The 20,706-nt window shown below is 31.4% G+C and carries 25 protein-coding genes and 1 tRNA gene; 9 read left to right on the plus strand and 17 right to left on the minus strand.

The window, feature by feature from the left end; all coding sequences use genetic code 11:
* Nucleotide 1: 1 nt before the first annotated feature.
* Nucleotides 2-214 (plus strand): hypothetical protein, encoded by a 213-nt coding sequence (locus HA146_RS07375; protein WP_011376960.1) that lies wholly within the window; start codon nucleotides 2-4, stop codon nucleotides 212-214.
* Here HA146_RS07375 and HA146_RS07380 read toward each other — a convergent pair.
* From HA146_RS07380 to HA146_RS07395, 4 genes are all read right to left on the minus strand, one after another.
* Nucleotides 209-466 (minus strand): hypothetical protein, encoded by a 258-nt coding sequence (locus tag HA146_RS07380; protein ID WP_209108916.1) that lies wholly within the window; start codon nucleotides 464-466, stop codon nucleotides 209-211. The two genes, HA146_RS07375 and HA146_RS07380, sit on opposite strands and share 6 nt — an antisense overlap.
* A gap of 58 nt (nucleotides 467-524) precedes the next feature.
* A complete protein-coding gene (locus tag HA146_RS07385; RefSeq protein ID WP_209108917.1) occupies nucleotides 525-770 on the minus strand; it encodes a hypothetical protein in 246 nt (81 codons plus the stop codon).
* Nucleotides 771-824: 54 nt separating this feature from the next.
* Complete coding sequence (locus tag HA146_RS07390) at nucleotides 825-1,082, minus strand: hypothetical protein (protein WP_245211336.1); 258 nt, start codon at nucleotides 1,080-1,082, stop codon at nucleotides 825-827.
* 192 nt (nucleotides 1,083-1,274) lie between these two features.
* On the minus strand, nucleotides 1,275-1,550 hold the full coding sequence (locus HA146_RS07395; protein WP_011132955.1) for an HU family DNA-binding protein: 276 nt from the start codon (nucleotides 1,548-1,550) through the stop codon (nucleotides 1,275-1,277).
* A 627-nt stretch (nucleotides 1,551-2,177) separates the two neighbouring features.
* Between HA146_RS07395 and HA146_RS07400 the strand changes: the two genes are divergently transcribed.
* Nucleotides 2,178-4,211: a glycogen debranching protein gene (locus HA146_RS07400; protein ID WP_209108919.1), complete on the plus strand. Its 2,034-nt coding sequence runs from the start codon at nucleotides 2,178-2,180 to the stop codon at nucleotides 4,209-4,211.
* A gap of 1 nt (nucleotide 4,212) precedes the next feature.
* On the opposite strand, the gene HA146_RS07405 is transcribed toward HA146_RS07400, so the two are convergent.
* Nucleotides 4,213-4,283 (minus strand) — tRNA-Gly (locus HA146_RS07405).
* A gap of 109 nt (nucleotides 4,284-4,392) precedes the next feature.
* Between HA146_RS07405 and HA146_RS07410 the strand changes: the two genes are divergently transcribed.
* From HA146_RS07410 to plsY, 5 genes are read left to right on the plus strand one after another with little or no spacing between them, the layout of a single operon-like run.
* Nucleotides 4,393-5,718: an MFS transporter gene (locus HA146_RS07410; protein WP_209109291.1), complete on the plus strand. Its 1,326-nt coding sequence runs from the start codon at nucleotides 4,393-4,395 to the stop codon at nucleotides 5,716-5,718.
* 9 nt (nucleotides 5,719-5,727) lie between these two features.
* Nucleotides 5,728-6,483 carry an MlaE family ABC transporter permease gene (locus tag HA146_RS07415; protein WP_209108920.1) on the plus strand — a complete coding sequence of 252 codons (756 nt, stop codon included), beginning with the start codon at nucleotides 5,728-5,730 and terminating at the stop codon, nucleotides 6,481-6,483.
* Between the two features lie 4 nt (nucleotides 6,484-6,487).
* Nucleotides 6,488-6,892: a DUF3119 family protein gene (locus HA146_RS07420; protein WP_209108921.1), complete on the plus strand. Its 405-nt coding sequence runs from the start codon at nucleotides 6,488-6,490 to the stop codon at nucleotides 6,890-6,892.
* Between the two features lie 37 nt (nucleotides 6,893-6,929).
* Nucleotides 6,930-7,937 (plus strand): DUF3086 domain-containing protein, encoded by a 1,008-nt coding sequence (locus HA146_RS07425; protein WP_209108922.1) that lies wholly within the window; start codon nucleotides 6,930-6,932, stop codon nucleotides 7,935-7,937.
* A gap of 5 nt (nucleotides 7,938-7,942) precedes the next feature.
* The gene (plsY, locus tag HA146_RS07430; RefSeq protein ID WP_209108923.1) at nucleotides 7,943-8,533 is read left to right on the plus strand and encodes a glycerol-3-phosphate 1-O-acyltransferase PlsY; all 591 of its coding nucleotides are present in this window, start codon (nucleotides 7,943-7,945) and stop codon (nucleotides 8,531-8,533) included.
* On the opposite strand, the gene pyrF is transcribed toward plsY, so the two are convergent.
* The 5 genes from pyrF to HA146_RS09665 form a co-directional block, all read right to left on the minus strand.
* On the minus strand, nucleotides 8,520-9,248 hold the full coding sequence (pyrF, locus tag HA146_RS07435; protein WP_209108924.1) for an orotidine-5'-phosphate decarboxylase: 729 nt from the start codon (nucleotides 9,246-9,248) through the stop codon (nucleotides 8,520-8,522). The genes plsY and pyrF overlap by 14 nt on opposite strands.
* A gap of 6 nt (nucleotides 9,249-9,254) precedes the next feature.
* Nucleotides 9,255-10,493, minus strand: coding sequence for a tyrosine--tRNA ligase (gene tyrS / locus HA146_RS07440; protein ID WP_209108925.1), 1,239 nt, complete (start codon nucleotides 10,491-10,493; stop codon nucleotides 9,255-9,257).
* Nucleotides 10,494-10,512: 19 nt separating this feature from the next.
* A complete protein-coding gene (locus HA146_RS07445) occupies nucleotides 10,513-10,836 on the minus strand; it encodes a DUF1825 family protein (RefSeq protein ID WP_002807348.1) in 324 nt (107 codons plus the stop codon).
* Nucleotides 10,837-11,041: 205 nt separating this feature from the next.
* Nucleotides 11,042-11,215 carry a hypothetical protein gene (locus HA146_RS07450; RefSeq protein ID WP_209108926.1) on the minus strand — a complete coding sequence of 58 codons (174 nt, stop codon included), beginning with the start codon at nucleotides 11,213-11,215 and terminating at the stop codon, nucleotides 11,042-11,044.
* An 18-nt stretch (nucleotides 11,216-11,233) separates the two neighbouring features.
* Entirely contained in the window at nucleotides 11,234-11,356 is a 123-nt protein-coding gene (locus tag HA146_RS09665) for a hypothetical protein (RefSeq protein WP_257469915.1), read from the minus strand.
* A gap of 245 nt (nucleotides 11,357-11,601) precedes the next feature.
* Between HA146_RS09665 and HA146_RS07455 the strand changes: the two genes are divergently transcribed.
* Together HA146_RS07455 and HA146_RS07460 are read left to right on the plus strand one after the other, a co-directional pair.
* Nucleotides 11,602-12,213 (plus strand): hypothetical protein, encoded by a 612-nt coding sequence (locus HA146_RS07455; RefSeq protein WP_209108927.1) that lies wholly within the window; start codon nucleotides 11,602-11,604, stop codon nucleotides 12,211-12,213.
* 24 nt (nucleotides 12,214-12,237) lie between these two features.
* Nucleotides 12,238-13,710, plus strand: a complete 1,473-nt coding sequence (locus tag HA146_RS07460) for a leucyl aminopeptidase (protein ID WP_209108928.1) — start codon at nucleotides 12,238-12,240, stop codon at nucleotides 13,708-13,710.
* A gap of 12 nt (nucleotides 13,711-13,722) precedes the next feature.
* Here HA146_RS07460 and msrA read toward each other — a convergent pair whose 3' ends face one another.
* The 7 genes from msrA to purC are packed head-to-tail and all read right to left on the minus strand — an operon-like array spanning nucleotide 13,723 to nucleotide 20,583.
* Nucleotides 13,723-14,325, minus strand: coding sequence for a peptide-methionine (S)-S-oxide reductase MsrA (msrA, locus tag HA146_RS07465; protein WP_209108929.1), 603 nt, complete (start codon nucleotides 14,323-14,325; stop codon nucleotides 13,723-13,725).
* 16 nt (nucleotides 14,326-14,341) lie between these two features.
* A complete protein-coding gene (lpxB, locus tag HA146_RS07470) occupies nucleotides 14,342-15,520 on the minus strand; it encodes a lipid-A-disaccharide synthase (RefSeq protein WP_209108930.1) in 1,179 nt (392 codons plus the stop codon).
* A complete protein-coding gene (gene lpxA / locus HA146_RS07475) occupies nucleotides 15,520-16,359 on the minus strand; it encodes an acyl-ACP--UDP-N-acetylglucosamine O-acyltransferase (RefSeq protein WP_209108931.1) in 840 nt (279 codons plus the stop codon). The genes lpxB and lpxA overlap by 1 nt, the downstream gene beginning before the upstream one ends.
* A 4-nt stretch (nucleotides 16,360-16,363) precedes the next feature.
* Nucleotides 16,364-16,822, minus strand: coding sequence for a 3-hydroxyacyl-ACP dehydratase FabZ (fabZ, locus tag HA146_RS07480; RefSeq protein ID WP_209108932.1), 459 nt, complete (start codon nucleotides 16,820-16,822; stop codon nucleotides 16,364-16,366).
* A gap of 17 nt (nucleotides 16,823-16,839) precedes the next feature.
* Entirely contained in the window at nucleotides 16,840-17,676 is an 837-nt protein-coding gene (gene lpxC / locus HA146_RS07485; protein ID WP_209108933.1) for a UDP-3-O-acyl-N-acetylglucosamine deacetylase, read from the minus strand.
* Nucleotides 17,677-19,809 (minus strand): BamA/TamA family outer membrane protein, encoded by a 2,133-nt coding sequence (locus HA146_RS07490; RefSeq protein ID WP_209108934.1) that lies wholly within the window; start codon nucleotides 19,807-19,809, stop codon nucleotides 17,677-17,679. It abuts the gene before it with no gap.
* A 45-nt stretch (nucleotides 19,810-19,854) separates the two neighbouring features.
* Entirely contained in the window at nucleotides 19,855-20,583 is a 729-nt protein-coding gene (gene purC / locus HA146_RS07495) for a phosphoribosylaminoimidazolesuccinocarboxamide synthase (protein WP_209108935.1), read from the minus strand.
* Nucleotides 20,584-20,706: the final 123 nt, after the last annotated feature.

Here is a 20,706-nt window from a genome sequence, read left to right on the forward strand (position 1 = left end):
AATGGAAGAAAAAAAATCTAATCCAATAAAAGTATTCTTATACATATCTGTATGGGTAATAATATGGGGAACATTAGGTTCTTTCATAGATTATCCTCTTTATAAAAATAAAATTTACTTAGAAGGAAGCATATATCAGTATCTTACCTTCACAATTACAGGGATAATTTCCATAATATGTGCAAAGTTTTTTTATAAAAAATTTGAATTATAAAAATTTGTACCTAAATTTCTTAATAATTTTAGCTGGTTCTTTGTTGTCATTTGACTCGTAAAGTATCCACTGATGTGTTTCAGTATCATGATCACACTCATAATTACCAGATAAGTTATCGTAACTTGAGAGATCTGAATGACAATACTGATCTGCCTCAAAAGCAGAGTCAATACCTGTTAAATAATATATAAATAATAAAAAAAGTGCTAACAAAAAAAATATTTGTAAAACTAAATTAACGACCTTCATAAAATTTTCTAAAATTTAAATATATCATCTAAAAAAAATTTTCGATCTAAAAATATAGTTAACGTCCAATATTTACAACAAAGTCATGGAATTTTTGATTATTTAGATACAAGATAACTAAGAGTAATAAAATCCCATTCAAGCCAATTACTATTGATGCAAGAGTATTTTGTTGTTTTTTACTTGGCAAAGTATAAGTAATTTTCTTGTCTTTAAGAATAGAAGCTAATCCTTTTTTTTCATTTTTTGAATCTTGATTTTGATCTTCATTCTTAACTTCTTTATCAGAGAAACCTTTTACCATACCAACTTAAATAACAAATTTATAATATTCCAAAAAAAGAAATTATTTTAATAATTAACAATTTTTAATCACATATGGGATCATAAATGACATTTTTTCATTGTAGGATTCTTTTAAAAAATAAGCTTCAATAAGTTCCGACTGCAACCCCAATAAACTAGATTGACATTTGAATCTATTTTGATCAAATTCTACTAATTGCAGTTTTTCTATTTGAGAAACTAATTCTCTACATATTTGGTTTTGAGAATCTTTAATACATTCACTGGATTGTTTTAAAATCTTGGACTTTGTTGGTATTGTTTCTGCCATAAGGCAATTAGATAATAATAAAAATTTCAAAAGTAAAATAGTTAAAATTTTCATCACTTCTTAAGATATAAAACTTGGAATAAGTTTCTAAAAATTTCAGGAGTAAATATAATAATATTTTATTGCCATTCATAAAAAAGATGCTCTTAAGGAGCATCTAAGTATTAATGGAAGAATCAGATTTTAAAAAGATTACCCTTGAACTCTATCCTTAAAAAGTTTACCAGCTGAGAATGTAGGAACTCTTTTAGCAGGTATTGCTATTTTTTCGCCTGTCTTAGGGTTTAATCCCTGTCTTGCAGAACGATCTCTTGGCTCAAAAGAACCAAATCCTAGTATGGAGACTTTTTTGCCTTCCACTACTGAATCAACAATAGTTTCAATAGCTGCATCAACAACTAAAGAAACATCCGTTTTTGTTAGCTCGGTACGAGCAGCAACAAGATTTACTAAATCAGCTTTGTTCATTGAATTTTTTGTAAAGCAGAGATTCAAAAGACAAGAGTATTAATCAAATCTAAAAACCTCGATCTTGCATATCATATGGAGCAAATACGAATACGGCAACCGAAAATGCTAGCGGTGCAAAGCTTTATACAAATCTTAGGGATATTTTTAGCTATATTTTTTAATATTATAACCGCACATTTTTCTTATATAAAGAATAAACTCTGTATCTAGACAACCGCTAAAACGATTGGCAATACTGGATTTAGCCTTAAAGAATCTAACTTCATTTATCAACGAAAAAAATGTCTAAAGGTTATGAAGTTAAGAATTTGAGTTATTTATTATATTTTATTAATTTTCAGATATATTTCCTTCTCATCACATGAAACAGCATAATTTGTATTTTGGAATCAAGAAAAATCGGGTTTTCTCATGATTCAACTTTCTCTATAAATCGTTTCATTCACTGAGCAGATGGATGGATAAATTGAAAAAAGTTAGAAAATTAATATTCTCTAGGATTCAATAAAGTTGATTAGTGAAACCTTAAATTTGAGTTTTTTTTTAAATTTTGCATCTATTATTCAAATATCAGTAATTTGAATAAATTATCTAAATATTTAATTAATCAATGATAAAGAGACAGTGAATCATATCAATAAAGGTAAACCATTCCCTTTAGGAAGTTCTCTAACTTCACAAGGAGTTAATTTTTCCCTAATTGCCACAAATGCAGAATATGTAGAAATATTATTGTTTGAAAAAGAGGACTCTATTTCCCCAAAAAGTATATTGAAACTAGATCATAATAATAATACTGGACCTTACTGGCATGCTGAAATAAAAAATTTAAATAAAGGTTGTATTTATGCTTTTAGAATAAAACAGAAAAATAATGGGGTTAATAATAACTACGAAAAAAAAGTTTTACTTGATCCTTGTTCAAGGGGTATTACTGGATGGGGAATTTATAAAAGAAAAAATGCATTGAAAACGCAAGAAAATACCAATTCTTGTCTTAAAAGCGTTGTTTGCGATAGAAAACCATTTAATTTTAAAGATTATCCAAGACCGAAACATTCTTGGGAAGAAACAATTATTTATGAACTACACATCAAAGCCTTCACTGAATCAACGGATAAAGATGAAAGTTGTTTTAAGAAGTTTTTAAAAAAAATTCCGTATCTCAAAGAACTAGGTATTACAGCAATTGAATTACTTCCAATTTTTTGTTTTGATCCAACTGATGCACCAAATGGTTTAAAAAATTTTTGGGGTTATAGTCCAATTAATTGGTTTACTCCGCATTTTGAATATCTTACGAATGAATCCGCCGAAAAGAATAGAGAGGAATTTAGAAGATTAGTAGAGGAATGTCATAAAGCAGACATTGAAGTCATCTTAGATGTTGTATACAATCACACTTCTGAGGGGGATTCTCAAGGGCCCGTAATATCTTGGAAAGGTATAGATGAAAATCTTTATTACTTCATTGGAAAAGATAAAAATTATCAGGACGTCTCTGGGTGTGGGAATACTATTGCAGCGAACAGAGGATTAGTTAGAAAAATAATAATTGAATCATTAAAATGTTGGGCAAGTGAATTAGGAGTTGATGGTTTTAGATTTGATTTAGGAATTGCACTATCCAGAGGAGAAAATCTTTCGCCACTAGATAATCCTCCAATTTTTGAAGATATAGAATGTGAACCAGAACTTATTGATATTAAGTTGATAAGTGAACCATGGGATTGTGGTGGTTTATATAAATTAGGTGATTTCCCATCTAAGAATACTTTCACTTGGAATGGTCATTTTAGAGATGACTTGCGGAGATTTTGGAAGGGAGATAAAGATACAGCTTGGAATATAAGCGATAAAATAAAAGGTAGTCCATCTATTTATAAAGAAGATAATATTTTCCCAAAATCAATAAATTTTATTACTTCACATGATGGCTTCACCCTAAAAGATTTATTAACATTCAATAGAAAACATAATTTTGCTAATAAAGAACATAATAAAGATGGGGATAACCATAACAATTCTTGGAATCATGGGATAGAGGGGCCAACTACAAACTTATTAATCAATGATTTAAGAAAAAGACAACAGAAAAATCTTATTCTTAGTTTACTTATCTCTAAAGGTGTTCCAATGCTATTAATGGGCGATGAAATAGGAAGGTCCCAAGGAGGTAACAATAATTCTTGGTGCCAAAATAATTTATTGGGTTGGATGAATTGGGATCATAGTCAACAAGATTTGGAATTATTAGAATATTTTAAATACGTTATAAAAATTCGAAAAAAACTTATAAAGATTTTTAATCCATCATTATTACCTCACAAGCAGAACGATGAAAACACTCCAAGATATCATTGGCATGGAACAAAGTTAAATAGCCCCGATTGGAGTAGTTGGTCTCACACAGTTGCTTTTAGCATTAATAAAGGCAAAACTAATCCTTTAGTCTGGATAGGTTTAAATGCATATTCAAAAAGTATCGATTTTCCCTTACCAAAATGTAACTATAATTGGCTAAACGTTATTGATACTAGCAAGTCTGAGATTTTTGAACCCTCAACTGTTAATGAAGAAACTGTTTCAATAAAGAGTAGAAGCTCTCTATTAATTATTTCAGAAGAAGTATTTGGAGCAAAAAATAATATATTCTAAAAGCGGGCGGCGGGAATCGAACCCGCATCTTCAGCTTGGAAGGCTGAGGTTTTACCACTAAACCACGCCCGCAAAAAGTATTAGAATTACCATTGCAATAATACATTATCAAACAATCAACAACTTAAAAAGATTGGAAAATTCACACTCAAAAAATATATCAGGATCAAGAACAAGATTAATGCTTTCCTACGGGCTTGGAGATGCTGGGACAGGGCTTGCTAATGCTCAATTTGGTTTTTACCTATTCCCATTCTTTACTTGTGCGGCTGGATTACCCCCTTGGATAGCGAGTTCTATCTTGATGATAATCAAGCTTTGGGATGCAATTAATGATCCTTTGATTGGCTGGATGAGCGACCATACCCAATCAAGATGGGGGCCAAGACTACCTTGGATGATTGGAGCATCACTTCCTTTGGGAATTTTTTTAGCTGCAATGTGGTGGATACCCAATAATTACAGCATCAGAGAAAAGACTTTTTATTACATATGCACATCAATTTTGTATATGACAGCCTATACATCTGTAAATCTTCCTTATGGAGCATTATCCACAGAAATTAGTGAAGATGAAAATATAAGAACTAGACTTAACGCCGCCAGATTTACAGGCTCAATATTAGCTTCTCTAACAGGATTAACTGTAGGTGCAATATTTCTAACAAAGGGAGATACTGGTTACCTAACTATGGGAAGAATATCTGGCACGATCGTTACACTAATAACTTTACTTTCTACTTGGGGCCTAGCTCCATATGCAAAGATCGCAAGAAAGCCTATCAATAAAATACAGCCAATAAAAAATCAATTCAAGCGTATTTTAAAAAATAAAATTTTTATAAAAGTGATATATCTTTATTTACTTCTCTGGTGTGGACTTCAGTTAATGCAAACAGTTTCATTAATATATTTGCAACAAGTAATGAATGTACCAAGAGGGATATCCTTTTGGATTATCATTCCTTTCCAAATAAGTGCTCTGTTAGGATTGCAAGTCTGGAGCTTTTATTCTAATAAATATGGAAGAATTAAAGCATTAAAAATAGGTGGACTTATATGGATTGGTGGTTGCTTGATTGCAATGATATTACCTCCATTGTCAAATAATTTTGAAATTACTAATTTCAATATTGATTCTATAAAAATGTTAGCTTTATTTCTCACAATATTATTTGTTGGTTTTGGTGCATCAACAGCATATTTAATACCTTGGTCTTTATTGCCAGACGCTATTGATCATGACCCGGAGAAGGCCGCAGGAATTTATACTGCTTGGATGGTTTTATGCCAAAAATTAGGTATTGCTTTAAGCGTAGGATTATTTGGTTATCTTCTTACTCTTACTGGGTTCAAGCAAGCAGCCTGTCAGGGAATTATTGATATCACTCAACCAGATTCTGCATTAATAACAGTAAGGATTTGCATGGGTTTAATACCTTCTATACTTGTCTACTGGGGTCTATTAATTATGCGAAAATGGGATCAAGAATTAATTACGAACTAATATAGAAATATGTATTATCCTAGGTTTTTCAAAAGACTCCTAAGCAGCCTAATCATTGGTGGGCAAGCAATTAATTTTATCTTTAAAGGTAAAATTTCAAAGAATGATCTCTTTGATCAACTAATGGAGTCAGGTCCGGGAAGTTTGTTAATTGTATTAATTACAGGAATTGCTGCAGGTACAGTATTTAATATTCAAGTTGCATCACAACTGACAAGTATGGGAGTTTCAAGTGAAATAGGAGGTTTATTAGCAGTAGGAATGGCAAGAGAAATGGCACCTCTTCTAACTGCTACCTTAATGACTGGGAAGGTTGCCACAGCTTATGCTGCTCAACTAGGTACTATGAAAGTTACAGAACAAATTGAAGCCATAACAATGTTAAGAACAGAACCAGTCCAATATTTGGTAGTTCCAAGGTTGCTATCAATGGTAATAATGTCTCCGATACAGTGTCTTTTATTTTTATCTGTGTCTTTGTGGAGTGGACAAATTTGGAGCACAATTTTTTATAAAGTTCCTCCAATAGTTTTTTGGACATCTGTAAGATCAGGTAATGTAAGCTTAACCAGTACAGACTTAACTTCAATGTTGATAAAATCTGTAGTGTTTGGGTTACTTATTTCAATTATTGCTTGTGGATATGGACTCACCACTAAAGGTGGTCCAAAAGAAGTTGGAACAAGTACAACAGGAGCGGTTGTAATGACTCTTGTTACTGTATCTTTAATGGATGTGTTCCTAACACAAATTTTATTTGGATGAGTCTATGTTTAACCCTAAATCAGAAAAGGAAGAATCTGTAATAATATCACCATCATTTCAATTGCCAATCATCGTAATAGTTTTAAGTTTTATGCTTTTATTTCTAAATATTGGTTCTTGGCCTACAATAGTTTCTGCATCTTTTAGCTTTTTTTTATTACTTCAAGCATTTACATTAAGAATAAAAATAACAAGTGATGATTTTATCGTTTTACAATTAGGGAAAGAGATTAGAACTTTTCCCTTCAAGAACTGGATATCTTGGAAATTCTTTTTTCCTATAATCCCCGGTATTTTTTATTTCAGAGAAAAGTCAAGTCCTCATTTATTACCAATATTATTTAATCCAAAACAATTAAAAGATGAACTTTTAAAAAAAGTTGACTCCCTGGAAATTAAAAAATCCTAAAATTTAGTTTTTGCTTAATCTTCAAAAAATTATTTAAATGACCAATAAAGAAATTTCAAACAGTCATCCTCAGAAGGAATTAATAATAGATAAGTCGATTTCAGATGATAAAACCAAACCAATTAGCAAGAAAAATACCACGCAAAATAAAAAAACTGCTTCAAAAAACGAGAAAGCAAACAAACCTTTTGATGAAATTTCTAATGAGATTTTTAGCGATCTCCTTTCAAAAAAAGACTCTTTAGTAAAAGAAATAAAAGTGCTAGAAACAAAAAAAACTGAATTAGAAAAAGATATTGAGGCAAACTTTAAAGGACATTCAGATAATATTGCTAAAAGAGTTAAAGGCTTTCAAGAGTACTTAACTGGGGCTTTACAGAATCTTTCACAAAACGTTGAGAAACTTGAATTAGTCTCTCAACCAATAATCGTAAAGCCATCACCACTTGATGAAACAAAGAAAGACAGTACAAATAATGTGGTTAATGTTCCTGCTCTTTCTGAAACATTCAAGCCAGATGAGCAGATCATAAGAAACTGCTTTTCAACTTTCACAGGACAACCTGATTTTTATGCTGAACCTTGGAAATTAAGACGAAGTCTTGATTCATCAGATATAGAAACCATTGATGATTGGTTCTTTAATATGGGTGGCAGAGGTTCTTTAGAAAGTCGAGGATCTCGACAAAAAAATGCCTTATTATCAGCTGGTTTAATATCTATTCTTGGCGAATTGTATGGAGATCAGTTTCAGACTCTTATCTTAGCCTCGCAGCCTGAAAGATTAGGAGAATGGAGAAGAATTCTTCAAGATTCACTTGGTCTTACAAGAGATGACTTTGGACCTAATAGTGGGATTGTTCTTTTTGAAAGGCCTGAAGGTGTCATCGAAAGAGCTGATAGATTAGAAGCCAATGAAGAATTGCCATTTATTATAATTGATGCGGCAGAAACCTCTGTTGAAATTCCAATACTTCAATTCCCATTATGGGTCGCATTTGCCGGATCAGATAAAGAAATTTACGATGATCTTGAACTAAACTAATCTTTATGAATATCTTAATAATCTTTACAAGTTATGTTTTAGGATCACTTCCGACAGGTTTTTTAATTGGGAAATATATCAAAAATATAGATCTAAGAACTATAGGTTCTGGATCTACAGGTGCCACAAATGTCTTAAGAAATGTTGGAAAATGGCCAGCACTTTTTGTCTTTATCATTGACGTTGGGAAAGGCCTTATTGCAGTAAAAATTGCTCAATATTACACCGATCAAGGATTAATAGAAGTTTTAGCAGGCATATCCGCTATCTCAGGACATATTTGGCCAATATGGCTTAGAGGTAAAGGAGGGAAAGCTGTTGCGACTGGATTAGGCATGTTTTTGGCTCTTTCTTGGAAAGTTGGACTAGCATCTCTTGGCATTTTTTTAATAGTCCTAACAAAAACTAAATTTGTTTCTTTATCAAGTATTTCAGCTGCAATCTTACTTCCTATTTTTATGTTTTTTTACCTCGGTAATTTTATGCACTCATACTTTTTTATAAGTTTAATTGTGGCATTTTTAGTAATCTGGAAACATAGAACAAACATAACAAGATTGTTAAAGGGAGAAGAATCCAAAATTAACCAGAATTAATAGATTTAAATATTTCTATTAGAACTTTATTAGGATCTATAGATTTTGATATTGATCTGCCAATAACTAATTTAGAAGCGCCATTATCTATAGCTTCATGCGGAGTCATAATTCTATTTTGATCATCTTTATTATCAATCTTTAACCTTATACCTGGTGTAATTAGTTCAAAATTATCCTTATAAATAGATCTCAACATTTTTACCTCCCAAGGGGAGCATACACATCCATCTAATCCAGCATCAAAAGACAACTTTGCAAGTCTCAATACATTTTCTTCAATTGAATTATTTCTATCAAGATCAGTTTGAAAATCTTTAAGTGAGAAACTGGTTAATACAGTTATGCCAACAACAACTGGAGGTTTTACACTGACTGAGAGAGCTCCTTCTAGAGATGCTTTTTTCGAAGCCTTAAGAGCTTTTAGACCTGCTGAAGCATGAATAGAAATCATATCAACCCCTAATTTTGAAACTTGGAAACATGCTGCAAGCATGGTATTTGGAATATCATGAAATTTTAAGTCTAAAAAAATTTTTTTATTTAAACTTTTTAATATTTCAATAACTTTTGGACCTTCCCTAACAAAAAGCTCTAAACCAACTTTCACCCACTTAATATTAGGACATTTTTCTAGAAGTAATTTTGCTTGACTTAGATCTAGTCCATCAATTGCCAATATTATTTTATCTTCTGAATTAAATCTGTTATTCATCAATTTTCAGTTTTCAAACCTCTTAATTATTTTTTTTCCAATTTGCAAAATCTTCCCTTCCAAATCATTTTTTGAATCAAACACTAACTCAGGATTTATTACTTTCTGGCTATCAATTTTTACGCCTCCACCTTTGATAGATCTTTTGGATTCACTGCTAGATTTGAAAAGTTTTAGAGCACTTAACAAGTAAAAAAACTTAACTGGAAAAACTATTTCTTTTAATGAAATCTCTGGAATATCTCCAACTTCTTCTTTGTTTCCAAGGAATATTTTTTCGCAGTTCGATTGCGCCTTTAATGCTTCTTCAGCCCCATGGAATAAAGTCGTAACTTCTAAAGCCATTTTTCTCTGTAATTCACGAGGATTTGAGTTTTCAAGAAAACTCAAATCTAATTCAGTAAGTAATTCAAAATAGGTAGGTATTATATTGTCGGGTACTTTTTCTAACTTTGAAAACATTGTAAGAGAATCATCAGTCAAACCTACAGTGTTAAATTCAGATTTACTCATCTTCTTAATTCCATCTAAACCTGTCAAAATTGGCAACAGAACACCAAATTGAGGTTCTTGTTTAAAATACCTTTGAAGATCTCTTCCTATTGCAATATTAAATTTCTGATCTGTACCTCCAAGCTCAATATCTGATTGAACAACTACCGAATCGTAACCTTGTAATAGTGGATATAAAAATTCATGCAAAGCAATTGGAACTTGTGAAGTGTACCTTTTATTAAATTCCTCCTTAGCTAGCATTTGACTAACTGTTGCACTCCCCATTAATTCAATTATCGAATTAAGATTTAAATCTTTTAACCATTCACTGTTATATCTAATTTCTATTCTATCTTTTGAATCAAAATCTAAAATAGATTCATTAGCTGGCTTCCCCATTCCTAGTTGGGACAAGTATGTTTTTGCATTATCCTTAACTTGTTTCTCCGATAACTGCACTCTTGTTTTATTTTTTCCAGTTGGGTCTCCTATTTGAGCAGTAAAATCACCAATAATTAAAACTGCAATATGTCCATTATCTTGGAATGCCCTAAGTTTTTTAAACAATATGCTATGCCCGAGGTGGATATCGGTTCCAGTTGGATCGATTCCGAGTTTAACCCTTAATTTTTTATTATTTTTTTTCGCATTATCAATTATCTCCGAAAAAGTATTATCAGTACCCTTAATTGGAAAGTATTCTTCTATTCCTCTTGTCAGCCATGATGGCAATATTAATTGATCAGACATGTAGCTTTAACTGTTAAATTTAAGAAGTTTTATCAAGTTCATCCTTCATTCTTATTAAGGTTTTATTCATTTGATCAAACATTTGATCAGGAGTAATACCAAATTGGCTTAATTGTGTTTTTAATTGTTCTACTGTCATTTTTGCTTGAAAATCCTCAGACAATTCAAATCTCTTCATAAAAACCTTATAACGGTCCATTAGAGATTCCATTTTTTTTATAAACATTTTTTTACCTTCTCTGTCAAATTTTCCATAATCAGAGCCAAGTTTCATAAGTTCTTGGTAATCAGTAAAAAGCTTTTTAGCTTCTTCTTGAACGATGTCTGACTCAAAGAATCCCATACTAGTAAACTCCTTTATTTGCAATGCTTCTGATTGATTTCATATAGTTCAAAGTTTGAACTTCTAAATTTTGAACTGTGATGATTACTGACATTTTAAAAAAAGTTCAAAGAAAGTTCAAATTAAAACTTGAATTTTTAATATAATCTATTTTACATCAAAAAAATGATTGTTTGATTCATTAATTTTTTCAGCATACACAATATCAACATTTAAAGATTCTGAAATTATCTCGAGCTCCCTCATCACCAAGTTTTTTAGCAACCTTCGAATCACTACAAGCTTTCTTCCACTTATTATTCATAAAATTATATACGTCACCTCTGGCTCTATAAACATCAGCAGGGCTTATCAGATCGAGATCCCTATCTAATTCCAAATTTTCAACCTCTTCTTGTTAAGGAGCTATAGAAATTGCTTTTGAATAATGATCTAATGCTTCTTTTAGATATTGTTTTGCTTTTGATCTTTCGTTTATATCTTTATATAAAAAATATAATTCATATTTAAAAATATTCAAAAACTCAAGCTTATGAAAAGTTTTTCATGGGCTCTTTAAAACTAAAAAATAAAAATATCTTTTCTTGCATTTTTTCCTGCTCAAAAAATCCCATTTCTATTTTTTTACTTCGCAAGATTAAAGCTCAATTACAAAATGACAAGAATCTTTTAAATTGATTAGAACATTAATAAATTTTAGTTTATAAATAATTCTTTGATTTATATTTTTTCAGAATTAAATTTAGTAGACATATTTCATAAATATTGGAAAAATTCAACATAAATAATATTCCAAAACAAAATAGACAATTTGAATTATTTGGTGCAAATGTAAATACATCAATTAATTTTCAAAACTCAAATAATCTAAAAATCAAAGGCGAAATCTTAACTGAATGGAGAGATAGAATCCATAATCACCAATTCAAGATTTCAAAAGATACTCACAATAAAACTTTGCACCAAACAAGTCTTCCTATAAATACAATTTCCAATGAAAGAAAAATTGATCCTTTTTCGCTGCAGCCATTATCATTGAACTTTTGGAGAACCAATCAATATATACACAATGGTCCAGCAATGTATTTTGTAATTGACTCGATGGATAGTTCTAAAATAATCCTTTATATAGGTGAAACAAATTCAGCAAATAAAAGATGGAAGGGAGAACATGACTGTAAAAATTACCTCATGAACTATAAAGAAGCCTTAGCTTATAACAATCTCTCAAGTGACCAAGATATTCGTTTCTTCTTAGATGTGCCGAAAGAAGTAAAATTAAGACGTAAATTAGAACAGCAACTGATATATTTATGGTTACCACCTTTTAATAAAGAAACCCGAGATAGGTGGGCAACTACTTTCACAAACAACTAAAAGTTAATTAAATCCATTTTACAAATGCAATTTTCCACATTTCAAAAAAATCTAGATAACTGGCAAGGTGCTTCATTAATTTTTGGAGTTTTAGAGGAAGAAATTGCAAGCCAACTTGAAAACATAAAATTTGTTGTTGAACCAAAATTATTACTAAAAAAAGTTACTCAGAAAAAATTCAAAGGAGAAAAAGGAAAAACTTTAAGCTTTGAATTTTTAGATCAAAAATTAGAAACTTTAATCATAGTTGGTCTTGGCAAATCAAAAAACCTAAATAAAAGTGATATAGAAAACTCCATTGGAAATCTAATTAGAAAAACAGTTGATAAAAATGAAAAAATCAGCATCTTTCTACCTTGGGAATTAATAAATTCACAACTAGAAATAAATCAATTAGCAGAGTCAGTCAGATTATCTGCTTATAAGGATAATAGATTCAATAAGAAAAAAGATGAAAATAAAGTGCTTAAAGAAATAGAGTTTTTGAATTTAAAAGAATTTGAGAATATTAGCTTTGAAGAGACCGAAAAAATATGTGAAGGTGTAGAACTAGCCAGGAGACTTGTAGCCGCACCTCCAAACAGTCTTACGCCCCACGAAATGTCTATGCAAGCCTCTCAAATAGCTCAAGATCATGGATTGGGAGTAAAAATTTTAGAGGCAAAAGAATGTGAAGATTTAGGGATGGGTGCATATTTAGCTGTAGCAAAAGGTTCTGATCTAGATCCTAAATTTATACATCTTACTTTGAAGTCAGAGGGGCCTATAAAAGAAAAGATTGCGCTTGTTGGGAAGGGTTTAACCTTTGATTCTGGAGGATACAACCTGAAAGTAGGAGCCTCTCAAATTGAAATGATGAAATATGATATGGGGGGAAGCGCTGCAGTTTTAGGAGCAGCAAAAGCACTTGGAGCAATAAAACCAAAGGGATTAGAAATACATTTTATTGTGGCAGCTTGCGAAAACATGATAAATGGATCTGCAGTACATCCTGGAGATGTAGTTGAGGCATCTAATGGTAAGACAATTGAAATTAATAACACTGATGCAGAGGGTAGGCTCACATTAGCTGATGCTTTAACTTACGCATCCAATTTAAAACCAGATTCAATAATAGATCTCGCCACTTTAACAGGAGCTATTGTTGTTGCATTAGGGAATGATGTAGCTGGATTCTGGAGCAATAATAATGATCTAGCAAATGATATAAAAGCTGCATCAGTACAGGCTGGAGAAGAATTATGGCAAATGCCTTTACAAAAATCTTATAAAGAAGGGTTAAAGTCTCATATAGCTGATATGAAAAATACAGGTCCTAGAGCGGGTGGGTCAATAACTGCTGCTTTGTTTTTAGAGGAATTCTTTGATAAACATATTAAATGGGCTCATATCGATATAGCTGGGACTTGTTGGACAGATAAGAATAAGGGGATTAATCCATCAGGTGCAACCGGTTTTGGAGTTAAAACTCTTGTTCAATGGATTAAAAATAAATAATTATATTTAAAATCATTCAGTCCAAAGATTTGTTGATCTAGCGTTATCCCCCCATAACTTATCCAACCTCTGATCTCTGCCACATGAGAATCTATAGAACTTATATTTTAATTCATTTCTCTCAGCAAAATTTTGATGATATTCTTCAGCTAACCAAAATTGACCTTTTGATTTTAGTTCTACAGATATTTTTTCTAATGGCACTCGCAATTCACTAGAAGCCGAAATAATTGCATTTTTTGCATAACTTTCCTCGGTTGTATCTTTGTAAAAAATCACAGGCCTGTAAGAATCTCCACGATCACAAAATTGACCATTACCGTCAAGAGGATCAATATTTCTCAAATAAAGCCTAAGTATCTCAGGTAAACTTACTAAGTTAGAGTCATATTCAACTAAAACCACTTCCTGATGGCCATCATGATTTTCGTAGGTAGGATTTTGTAAATCCCCTCCTGAATAGCCACTTTTTACAAAATTTATCCCATTTAGGGACTCTAAATCATGCTCTAAACACCAAAAACAACCCCCGGCAAGAATCAATTCTTCTGCAAAAGTATTTAAAGGGTTAATTAATATTGAAAAAACAATTATTAAAGGTAAAAAATATTTCATTTTTTTATTATAAAGTTCAAATTATGGAATTAATAATTTCTTTGGCTGCTCTTTCAACTACTCCTTCATCCCCTAATTCTTTTTTCAAAAGAGTATAACCTTTTTTGATTTTTGCTTTTTCTGATTTCAGATCGATAATCCTGCAAGCTTTATAAAAAATTTTCTTTTCATTAAAATTTTTCTGGACAAACTCTGGTATTACTAATTTCTTAACTAAAAGATTCACAGGAGAAATAAACCTCACCTTAAAATTGAGAATTTTTTTTGCAATAAAAGCGGTAACTCTACTCACTCTATATCCAACAATCTGTGGTATTCCATATAAAGCCAATTCCATATTAACTGTGCCAGATTTACATAATGCTAGTTTTGTTAATGCATAAATATAAAGCATCAATTCGGAATTATCTTTTTGAGAAATAACCTTTCCTTTGATTTTATATTTATCCAAACCATTTCTAAATCTTTTATCAAAAACTCTCCTACAGGATGGTATGTATACAACAAGGGTTGGATATCTTAATTGTAATTGTTTTGCAGTTTTCAAGAAGGTAGGTAATATATATCTCAACTCTTGGGGTCTTGATGCAGGCATTAAAAGTAAGATATTCTGATTTGGTCGAAGTTCCAAAATTGTTCTCGAATCTTTCTTCGAAGGTAGTTTTTTCGTCAAATCAATCATTGGATGTCCAACCCAAAAAACATTTCCTCCCCGCCTCTTATAAAAGTTTGCTTCCTGCTTAAAAATCGCAAAAATTTTATCTGAAAAATTAATTAAATTTGTAGTGCTATTGTTACCAAATCTCCATGCCCATTCTTGAGGAGCAATATAATAGTAAATAGGAAAATTATTTCTCGATCTTTTTAATTTTGACCCAATTTTAATATTAGGTCCCATATAGTCGATCAATATTAAACAATTTGGACGTAACTTCTTTATGGATTTATAAAATTTTTTCTGAACTTTCATCATAGGAAGAATTAGAGGTAAAATCTCCCATATTCCTATCGCACTTATTGATGTAGTATCTTGAATAATTTGAACTCCTTCATTCTTCATCTTTTCGCCGCCTAGTCCATAGATCTCTAAGTTAATTGCATATTTTCTAGCTTCATCAAATAATGCTTTTGACAATAAACTGCCATGTAAATCTCCAGAGACTTCCCCGGTACTGATAAATATCTTTTTATTCATTAATTTATAAAAGGCATTGGCCCGCGTCTTTCTTTTGATATTGAATCTTTTAAAAAATCACATAATTTTGTTGAAGAAAGATCTAATTTGCATTTTATTGCCATATCCAATGCGTCAGCAATTACGTTATTGGACTTAAAAAGTAAATTCCAAGTACTTTGCAAAAGTTTTAAATCGAAGTCCTTATTTTCCATCAAACCACTTCTTTTAATTCCAATCCTATTCAAACCTCTCAATCTTCCTGGATGTCCTTCGGCTAAACAAAAAGGCGGTACGTCTCTATCAACTCTCGTCATCCCTCCAATCATTGCTAAATATCCAATATGTACAAATTGATGAATACCTAAACAACCACCAATAATAGCTTTGTCTTCAACCTTTACATGGCCTGCAACTTGAACACTATTTGATAAAACTATCCTATTCCCAAGTTCACAATTATGGCCTATGTGAGTGTATGCCATTAACAAATTATTATTGCCAATAATAGTTTTTTCTCCTTCATCGGTCGCCTTATTAATAGTTACGCATTCTCTAAAAGTATTATTATCTCCAATAATTACTTCAGTAGGAGCCCCTTTATATTTAAGATCTTGAGGATCCAGACCTATGCACACATTTGGGAAAACTTTATTTTTAATACCAAGTTGAGTTCTTCCAGTAATAACAGCATTTGGTCCTATTTCTGTTCCTTTCCCAATTATCACATTAGGACCGACAATAGCTCCTTGAGAGATAATAACTCCATCATGTAATTCGGCACTTGGATCAACAAAAGCATTAGGGTGAACTTTTACACCACTAAAGCTTGACTGTAATTCAGTATTTTGATTCTCCATATAACTAATCAACTAATGAGAACATTAATTCACCAGCGCAAACCAACTTCCCATCTACGTTGGCCTCACCTTTAATCTTTCCAAATCTTTGTCTTTTAATACTCAGTAATTCACAAGTAATTATCAATTGATCTCCAGGCACAACAGGTTTTCTGAATTTAACATTATTTATTCCCGCAAAGACGAAAAGTCCTTTAGGGAGATCGGCCATTTGCGTTACTATTATTCCTCCAACTTGAGCCATTGATTCAACAATAAGAACACCTGGCATTATAGGCCTTTCAGGAAAATGTCCTTGAAATTGAGGCTCATTTATAGTTACATTTTTTACTGCAACAGCCCTCTCCCCAGGAATATGCTCTATTACTTTATCCACAAGAGCAAAAGGATACCTATGAGGTAATAAACCTAGTATTTTCTCAGAGGAAAGTTGATTATTTTCACTGGATAATTTCTTTTCCAAAACAATTAAAGATAAAGTTAATTTTTTAGCGATGAGGCCAATAAAGCATTTAAAGAATGTGATCCTTTATAAACTAAAATTTGTGCCTTAGGTAACCCTACCAAAGCCAAGTCCCCAATAAGGTCTAAAATTTTATGTCTTATTGGTTCATTATCAAATCTTAATGGTGGATTAACCCATTCATCACCATTACAAACAAGAGCATTTTCTAAACTTCCTCCTTTTATCAATCCAAGTTCACTTAATTCTTGGAATTGATCTTTAAAACCAAATGTTCTTGCTGGAGCAATCATTTCAACGAAACTTTTTGGATTTAAATCAATCACATAAGTTTGATTTCCAATTGCTTTATAGGGAAAACTGATAGTAGATATAATTGTAGTTTTTTCAGAGGGTGTAGCAGCTATAACTGAGCCTTCTCTATTTAAAATTATTGATTTATTAATCTCTAGAAAAAAATTATCTGGTTTAGGTACCTTTTTTATTCCTACTTCTTCAAAAGCTCTAACCCACTGTATTGCGGATCCATCTAAAAGCGGGATCTCTTTGCCATCAACCTCAATATGAATATAACTTAAACCACATCCAGCCAATGAAGCTAATAAATGTTCGACAGTATATAAATTTCTACTTCCTAATTTAATTGCCGTACAAAGCATCGTACTTCCAATTAAATCTTGTGTTAGCTTAAAAATCTTTTTAGGCTTGTCCCTAAAAGAGATATGAAATCCTTCTTTTTCATAAGAAGAAATTGTAACGCTTGTTTTCTCTCCACTATGAAGGCCTACACCTTCCCTGGAGATAACACCAGCCAGGGTATAGCAATAATCATAATTAGTTGACCAAGAAAACACTTAAAACTTCCATCCAACTCCAAGTGTATATCTCCAATCTCCACTTAGGTCCTTACTGGCAACATCTAATCTTAATGGACCAATTGGGGTTTTTATTCCGACTCCCCCACCTACTGAATAACCAGAACCAGATTTCTGCAATAACTTACCAGGTTTTCCTGGGACATCCTCTTGAGAGCCTAAATCACTTCCTGCATCAACGAATAAAGCTCCTGATAGCATTCGCCAAACAGGGAATCTATATTCTGCTGTGCCCTCAACAAAACTTTTACTTACAGCCAAATCACAAGATCCCCAACCCCTTACAGATGATGTTCCTCCCATACAAAATGCTTCATAAGGAGGTAGTTCTCCAATAATAGTTCCAGCCTTAAATTGAAAACCTATAGCTTGTGGACAATCTTCACTAGTCGCATTACTAGACCTACATCCTTTGGTTAAATTTATCAATTTTGTTGGTATAAAATGTGAAAATGAGGCTCTCATTCTATTGAAAGTTGGAGAGTTTTCACCCATTGAAACAAACTGTTCAGTGCCAAAGCTTAATTTATTTCCTGAAGTTGGGTTTATAGAATTATTCAAATTGTTTCTAGATGTGCTTGCGATAAAACTTACTAATGTGTTTTCCGCAGGGCATGAACCATCATTTGGGTTAAATCCGATGCAGATAATATCGCTTACATTACCTGTAGTTGGGGTTAAATCACCATAAGGTTTTTTATTCCCACTGCCATCAATCATCTTTACTTTCTTAAAATTCATACCAGCAAGAACTCTCCATTTAGCCGCCTTGAATGGATCTCCACCATTAAGAGGTCTTGAGAAAGAAAATCCACCCCCAGTTTTTTCCAAAACTATTGATGAAAAAGTATCAGAAGTTGAAGTATTTGTATCATCTACAGCGTATATACGCCCATTATTTTCACTTTTAAATTCTTGTGGATAATCTCTACTTAGAAAAACATTTGTTCTAAAAGAAGTTTTATGTTTATCTCCTTTAATCCATGGATCAGATAAAGAAAAATTATAGGTTGTTGAATATTCTCCAAAATTTAGGTTGATATTTGTAGACCATGCTCTACCTAGTGTATTAGTCTCCTGCAAACCAATTGAGGCAAAGATACCTGAACTATTACTATAACCAAGGCCACCTGTTAATGATCCTGTTCTTTGCTCGCTTAAATCTAAAAAAATCATGACTTGGCCAGGATTGAGATTATCTGGACCAAGAGATACCTTGACATCATCAAATAATGATGTGGCATATAGCCTTTTGATATCTGCTTCCAAAGTTTTTCTATTAAATATAGTGCCTGGTTGCGTTTTTAACTCTCTTTTTATCACCCAGTCTTTTGTTTTCCCTTTTCTAGGTTTTCCATCGATAATAGATTCACCATCAGATCCTGGAAATCTTAATTTTATATCAGATATAATACCCTCAGAAACATTTAATGTTACTATCCCGTTTTCAGAGATTCTATCTGGGCCATTTATTCTAGCTAAAGAATAACCTTCACTTTCATAACGCTTTTTTATTATTTCTATCTTATTTTGTAATTCATTTAGGTTAAGAGTTGTGCCATAAAAATTACTAAAAATCTCATCTACGTATGAATTAGGTATTACAGAATTTATTGGATTAAGTTGAACTTTCGTCAAAATTGGATTTGGCACTACATTTACAATTAGCATCACTCCTAATGGTCCATCTTGAGACTTTATTTTGACTCCTGAAAACCAACCACTAGCATATATTGAATTTAGGTCTTTTTTTAAGATTTGATTATCAACAATACTTCCTGGTTTGATACTCATAGAATCATATGCAGCCAATTCAAGTTTTCTACCCTCAGGATGATTTTCCCAACCTTCGATAATTATTTCTGAGATAAGAACTCTTTCTTGATTAATGTTTTTTTGATTTTCTGCAACAAAGAAATTTTTCTCTTGTTTAATATCAAATCCTTGAAATAAAACATTGTTAATATTGTTTATTTCCAATATTGATATCGATTGTTCATCTTCATTTTGCGAATACTTGGCAGCTAGTTCTGAATTATTTGATAACAAAATTAAGGGTGAACAAGCAATATTTGTAAAAACCTTTCTAAATTTTAAAAAATGTTTTGGCATAGAATTTTTGATTAAAGTAAATAAAACATTATTAATTGAATTGAGTTAAATGAAATCATTTATTCTTCTGTTAATTTCACTATAAGCTTCAATTAGACCACCTAAATCATTCCTAAATATGTCTTTGTCTAGACTTACAATTATATCATTTTTCTGATTGAGATCCCACAATCTACAATTATCGGGGCTTATTTCGTCCCCAAGAAGAATATTTTTTTTAAAATCATAACCAAACTCCAACTTAAAATCTACAAGTTGAAGCTGAATATTTTTAAAAAAACTTTTCAGGATCCCATTAATTTTTAAAGTTAATTCTATTATTAAATCCAAATCGTTGGAGCTTAGTATGTTCATTAATTCAATTCTATCTTTTGTAATTAGCGGATCATTAAGTTCATCATTTTTAAGGTAAATATCAATTAATGGTTTTTCAAGGGCAGTCCCGGATTTAATAGTCGTTTGTTTACACAAAGAACCATAGGCAGTATTTCTAAGAACAATTTCTAAGGGAATTACTTTTATTTTTTGTGCAATCATTGTATTTTGATTTTTAAGTTCAAGAAAATGAGTTGGAATATTATTATTCACAAGTAGTTCAAAAATTCTTGCACTTATTTGGCAATTCAGTTTACCCTTCCCTTCAAATTTAGCTTTTTTCATCGCATTAAAAGCCGTAGCATCATCTTTAAATTCAATTATTACTTTATCTGCATCATCATGAGAAAATACTTTTTTTGCTTTCCCTTCGTAAAGCAATTCATATTTATTATTCATTAATTTAAGACCTCATTTGATCACTAAAAGTACGATTTTTAATTAACATATTTATTGGAGATACATTTTTAAAAAACAGTTTAATTTATTTTAACTGATTATTTATCGAAACCTCATAACCTT

The organism is Prochlorococcus marinus CUG1416 (assembly GCF_017695965.1).
Lineage (GTDB): Bacteria > Cyanobacteriota > Cyanobacteriia > PCC-6307 > Cyanobiaceae > Prochlorococcus_A.

What these genes read in the sequence shown, in the direction of transcription:
- HA146_RS07490 (WP_209108934.1), bottom strand. Translation starts at nt 19,809, where the DNA reads ATGCCAAAACATTTTTTAAAATTTAGAAAGGTTTTTACAAATATTGCT.
- HA146_RS07395 (WP_011132955.1), bottom strand. Translation starts at nt 1,550, where the DNA reads ATGAACAAAGCTGATTTAGTAAATCTTGTTGCTGCTCGTACCGAGCTA.
- purC (WP_209108935.1), bottom strand. Translation starts at nt 20,583, where the DNA reads ATGAATAATAAATATGAATTGCTTTACGAAGGGAAAGCAAAAAAAGTA.
- lpxB (WP_209108930.1), bottom strand. Translation starts at nt 15,520, where the DNA reads ATGAATAAAAAGATATTTATCAGTACCGGGGAAGTCTCTGGAGATTTA.
- plsY (WP_209108923.1), top strand. Translation starts at nt 7,943, where the DNA reads ATGAATATCTTAATAATCTTTACAAGTTATGTTTTAGGATCACTTCCG.
- HA146_RS07410 (WP_209109291.1), top strand. Translation starts at nt 4,393, where the DNA reads ATGCTTTCCTACGGGCTTGGAGATGCTGGGACAGGGCTTGCTAATGCT.
- HA146_RS07460 (WP_209108928.1), top strand. Translation starts at nt 12,238, where the DNA reads ATGCAATTTTCCACATTTCAAAAAAATCTAGATAACTGGCAAGGTGCT.
- HA146_RS07445 (WP_002807348.1), bottom strand. Translation starts at nt 10,836, where the DNA reads ATGGGATTCTTTGAGTCAGACATCGTTCAAGAAGAAGCTAAAAAGCTT.
- lpxA (WP_209108931.1), bottom strand. Translation starts at nt 16,359, where the DNA reads ATGGAGAATCAAAATACTGAATTACAGTCAAGCTTTAGTGGTGTAAAA.
- HA146_RS07390 (WP_245211336.1), bottom strand. Translation starts at nt 1,082, where the DNA reads ATGGCAGAAACAATACCAACAAAGTCCAAGATTTTAAAACAATCCAGT.
- HA146_RS07380 (WP_209108916.1), bottom strand. Translation starts at nt 466, where the DNA reads ATGAAGGTCGTTAATTTAGTTTTACAAATATTTTTTTTGTTAGCACTT.
- msrA (WP_209108929.1), bottom strand. Translation starts at nt 14,325, where the DNA reads ATGAAATATTTTTTACCTTTAATAATTGTTTTTTCAATATTAATTAAC.
- HA146_RS07425 (WP_209108922.1), top strand. Translation starts at nt 6,930, where the DNA reads ATGACCAATAAAGAAATTTCAAACAGTCATCCTCAGAAGGAATTAATA.
- HA146_RS07420 (WP_209108921.1), top strand. Translation starts at nt 6,488, where the DNA reads ATGTTTAACCCTAAATCAGAAAAGGAAGAATCTGTAATAATATCACCA.
- tyrS (WP_209108925.1), bottom strand. Translation starts at nt 10,493, where the DNA reads ATGTCTGATCAATTAATATTGCCATCATGGCTGACAAGAGGAATAGAA.
- HA146_RS07375 (WP_011376960.1), top strand. Translation starts at nt 2, where the DNA reads ATGGAAGAAAAAAAATCTAATCCAATAAAAGTATTCTTATACATATCT.
- pyrF (WP_209108924.1), bottom strand. Translation starts at nt 9,248, where the DNA reads ATGAATAACAGATTTAATTCAGAAGATAAAATAATATTGGCAATTGAT.
- HA146_RS07415 (WP_209108920.1), top strand. Translation starts at nt 5,728, where the DNA reads ATGTATTATCCTAGGTTTTTCAAAAGACTCCTAAGCAGCCTAATCATT.
- HA146_RS07385 (WP_209108917.1), bottom strand. Translation starts at nt 770, where the DNA reads ATGGTAAAAGGTTTCTCTGATAAAGAAGTTAAGAATGAAGATCAAAAT.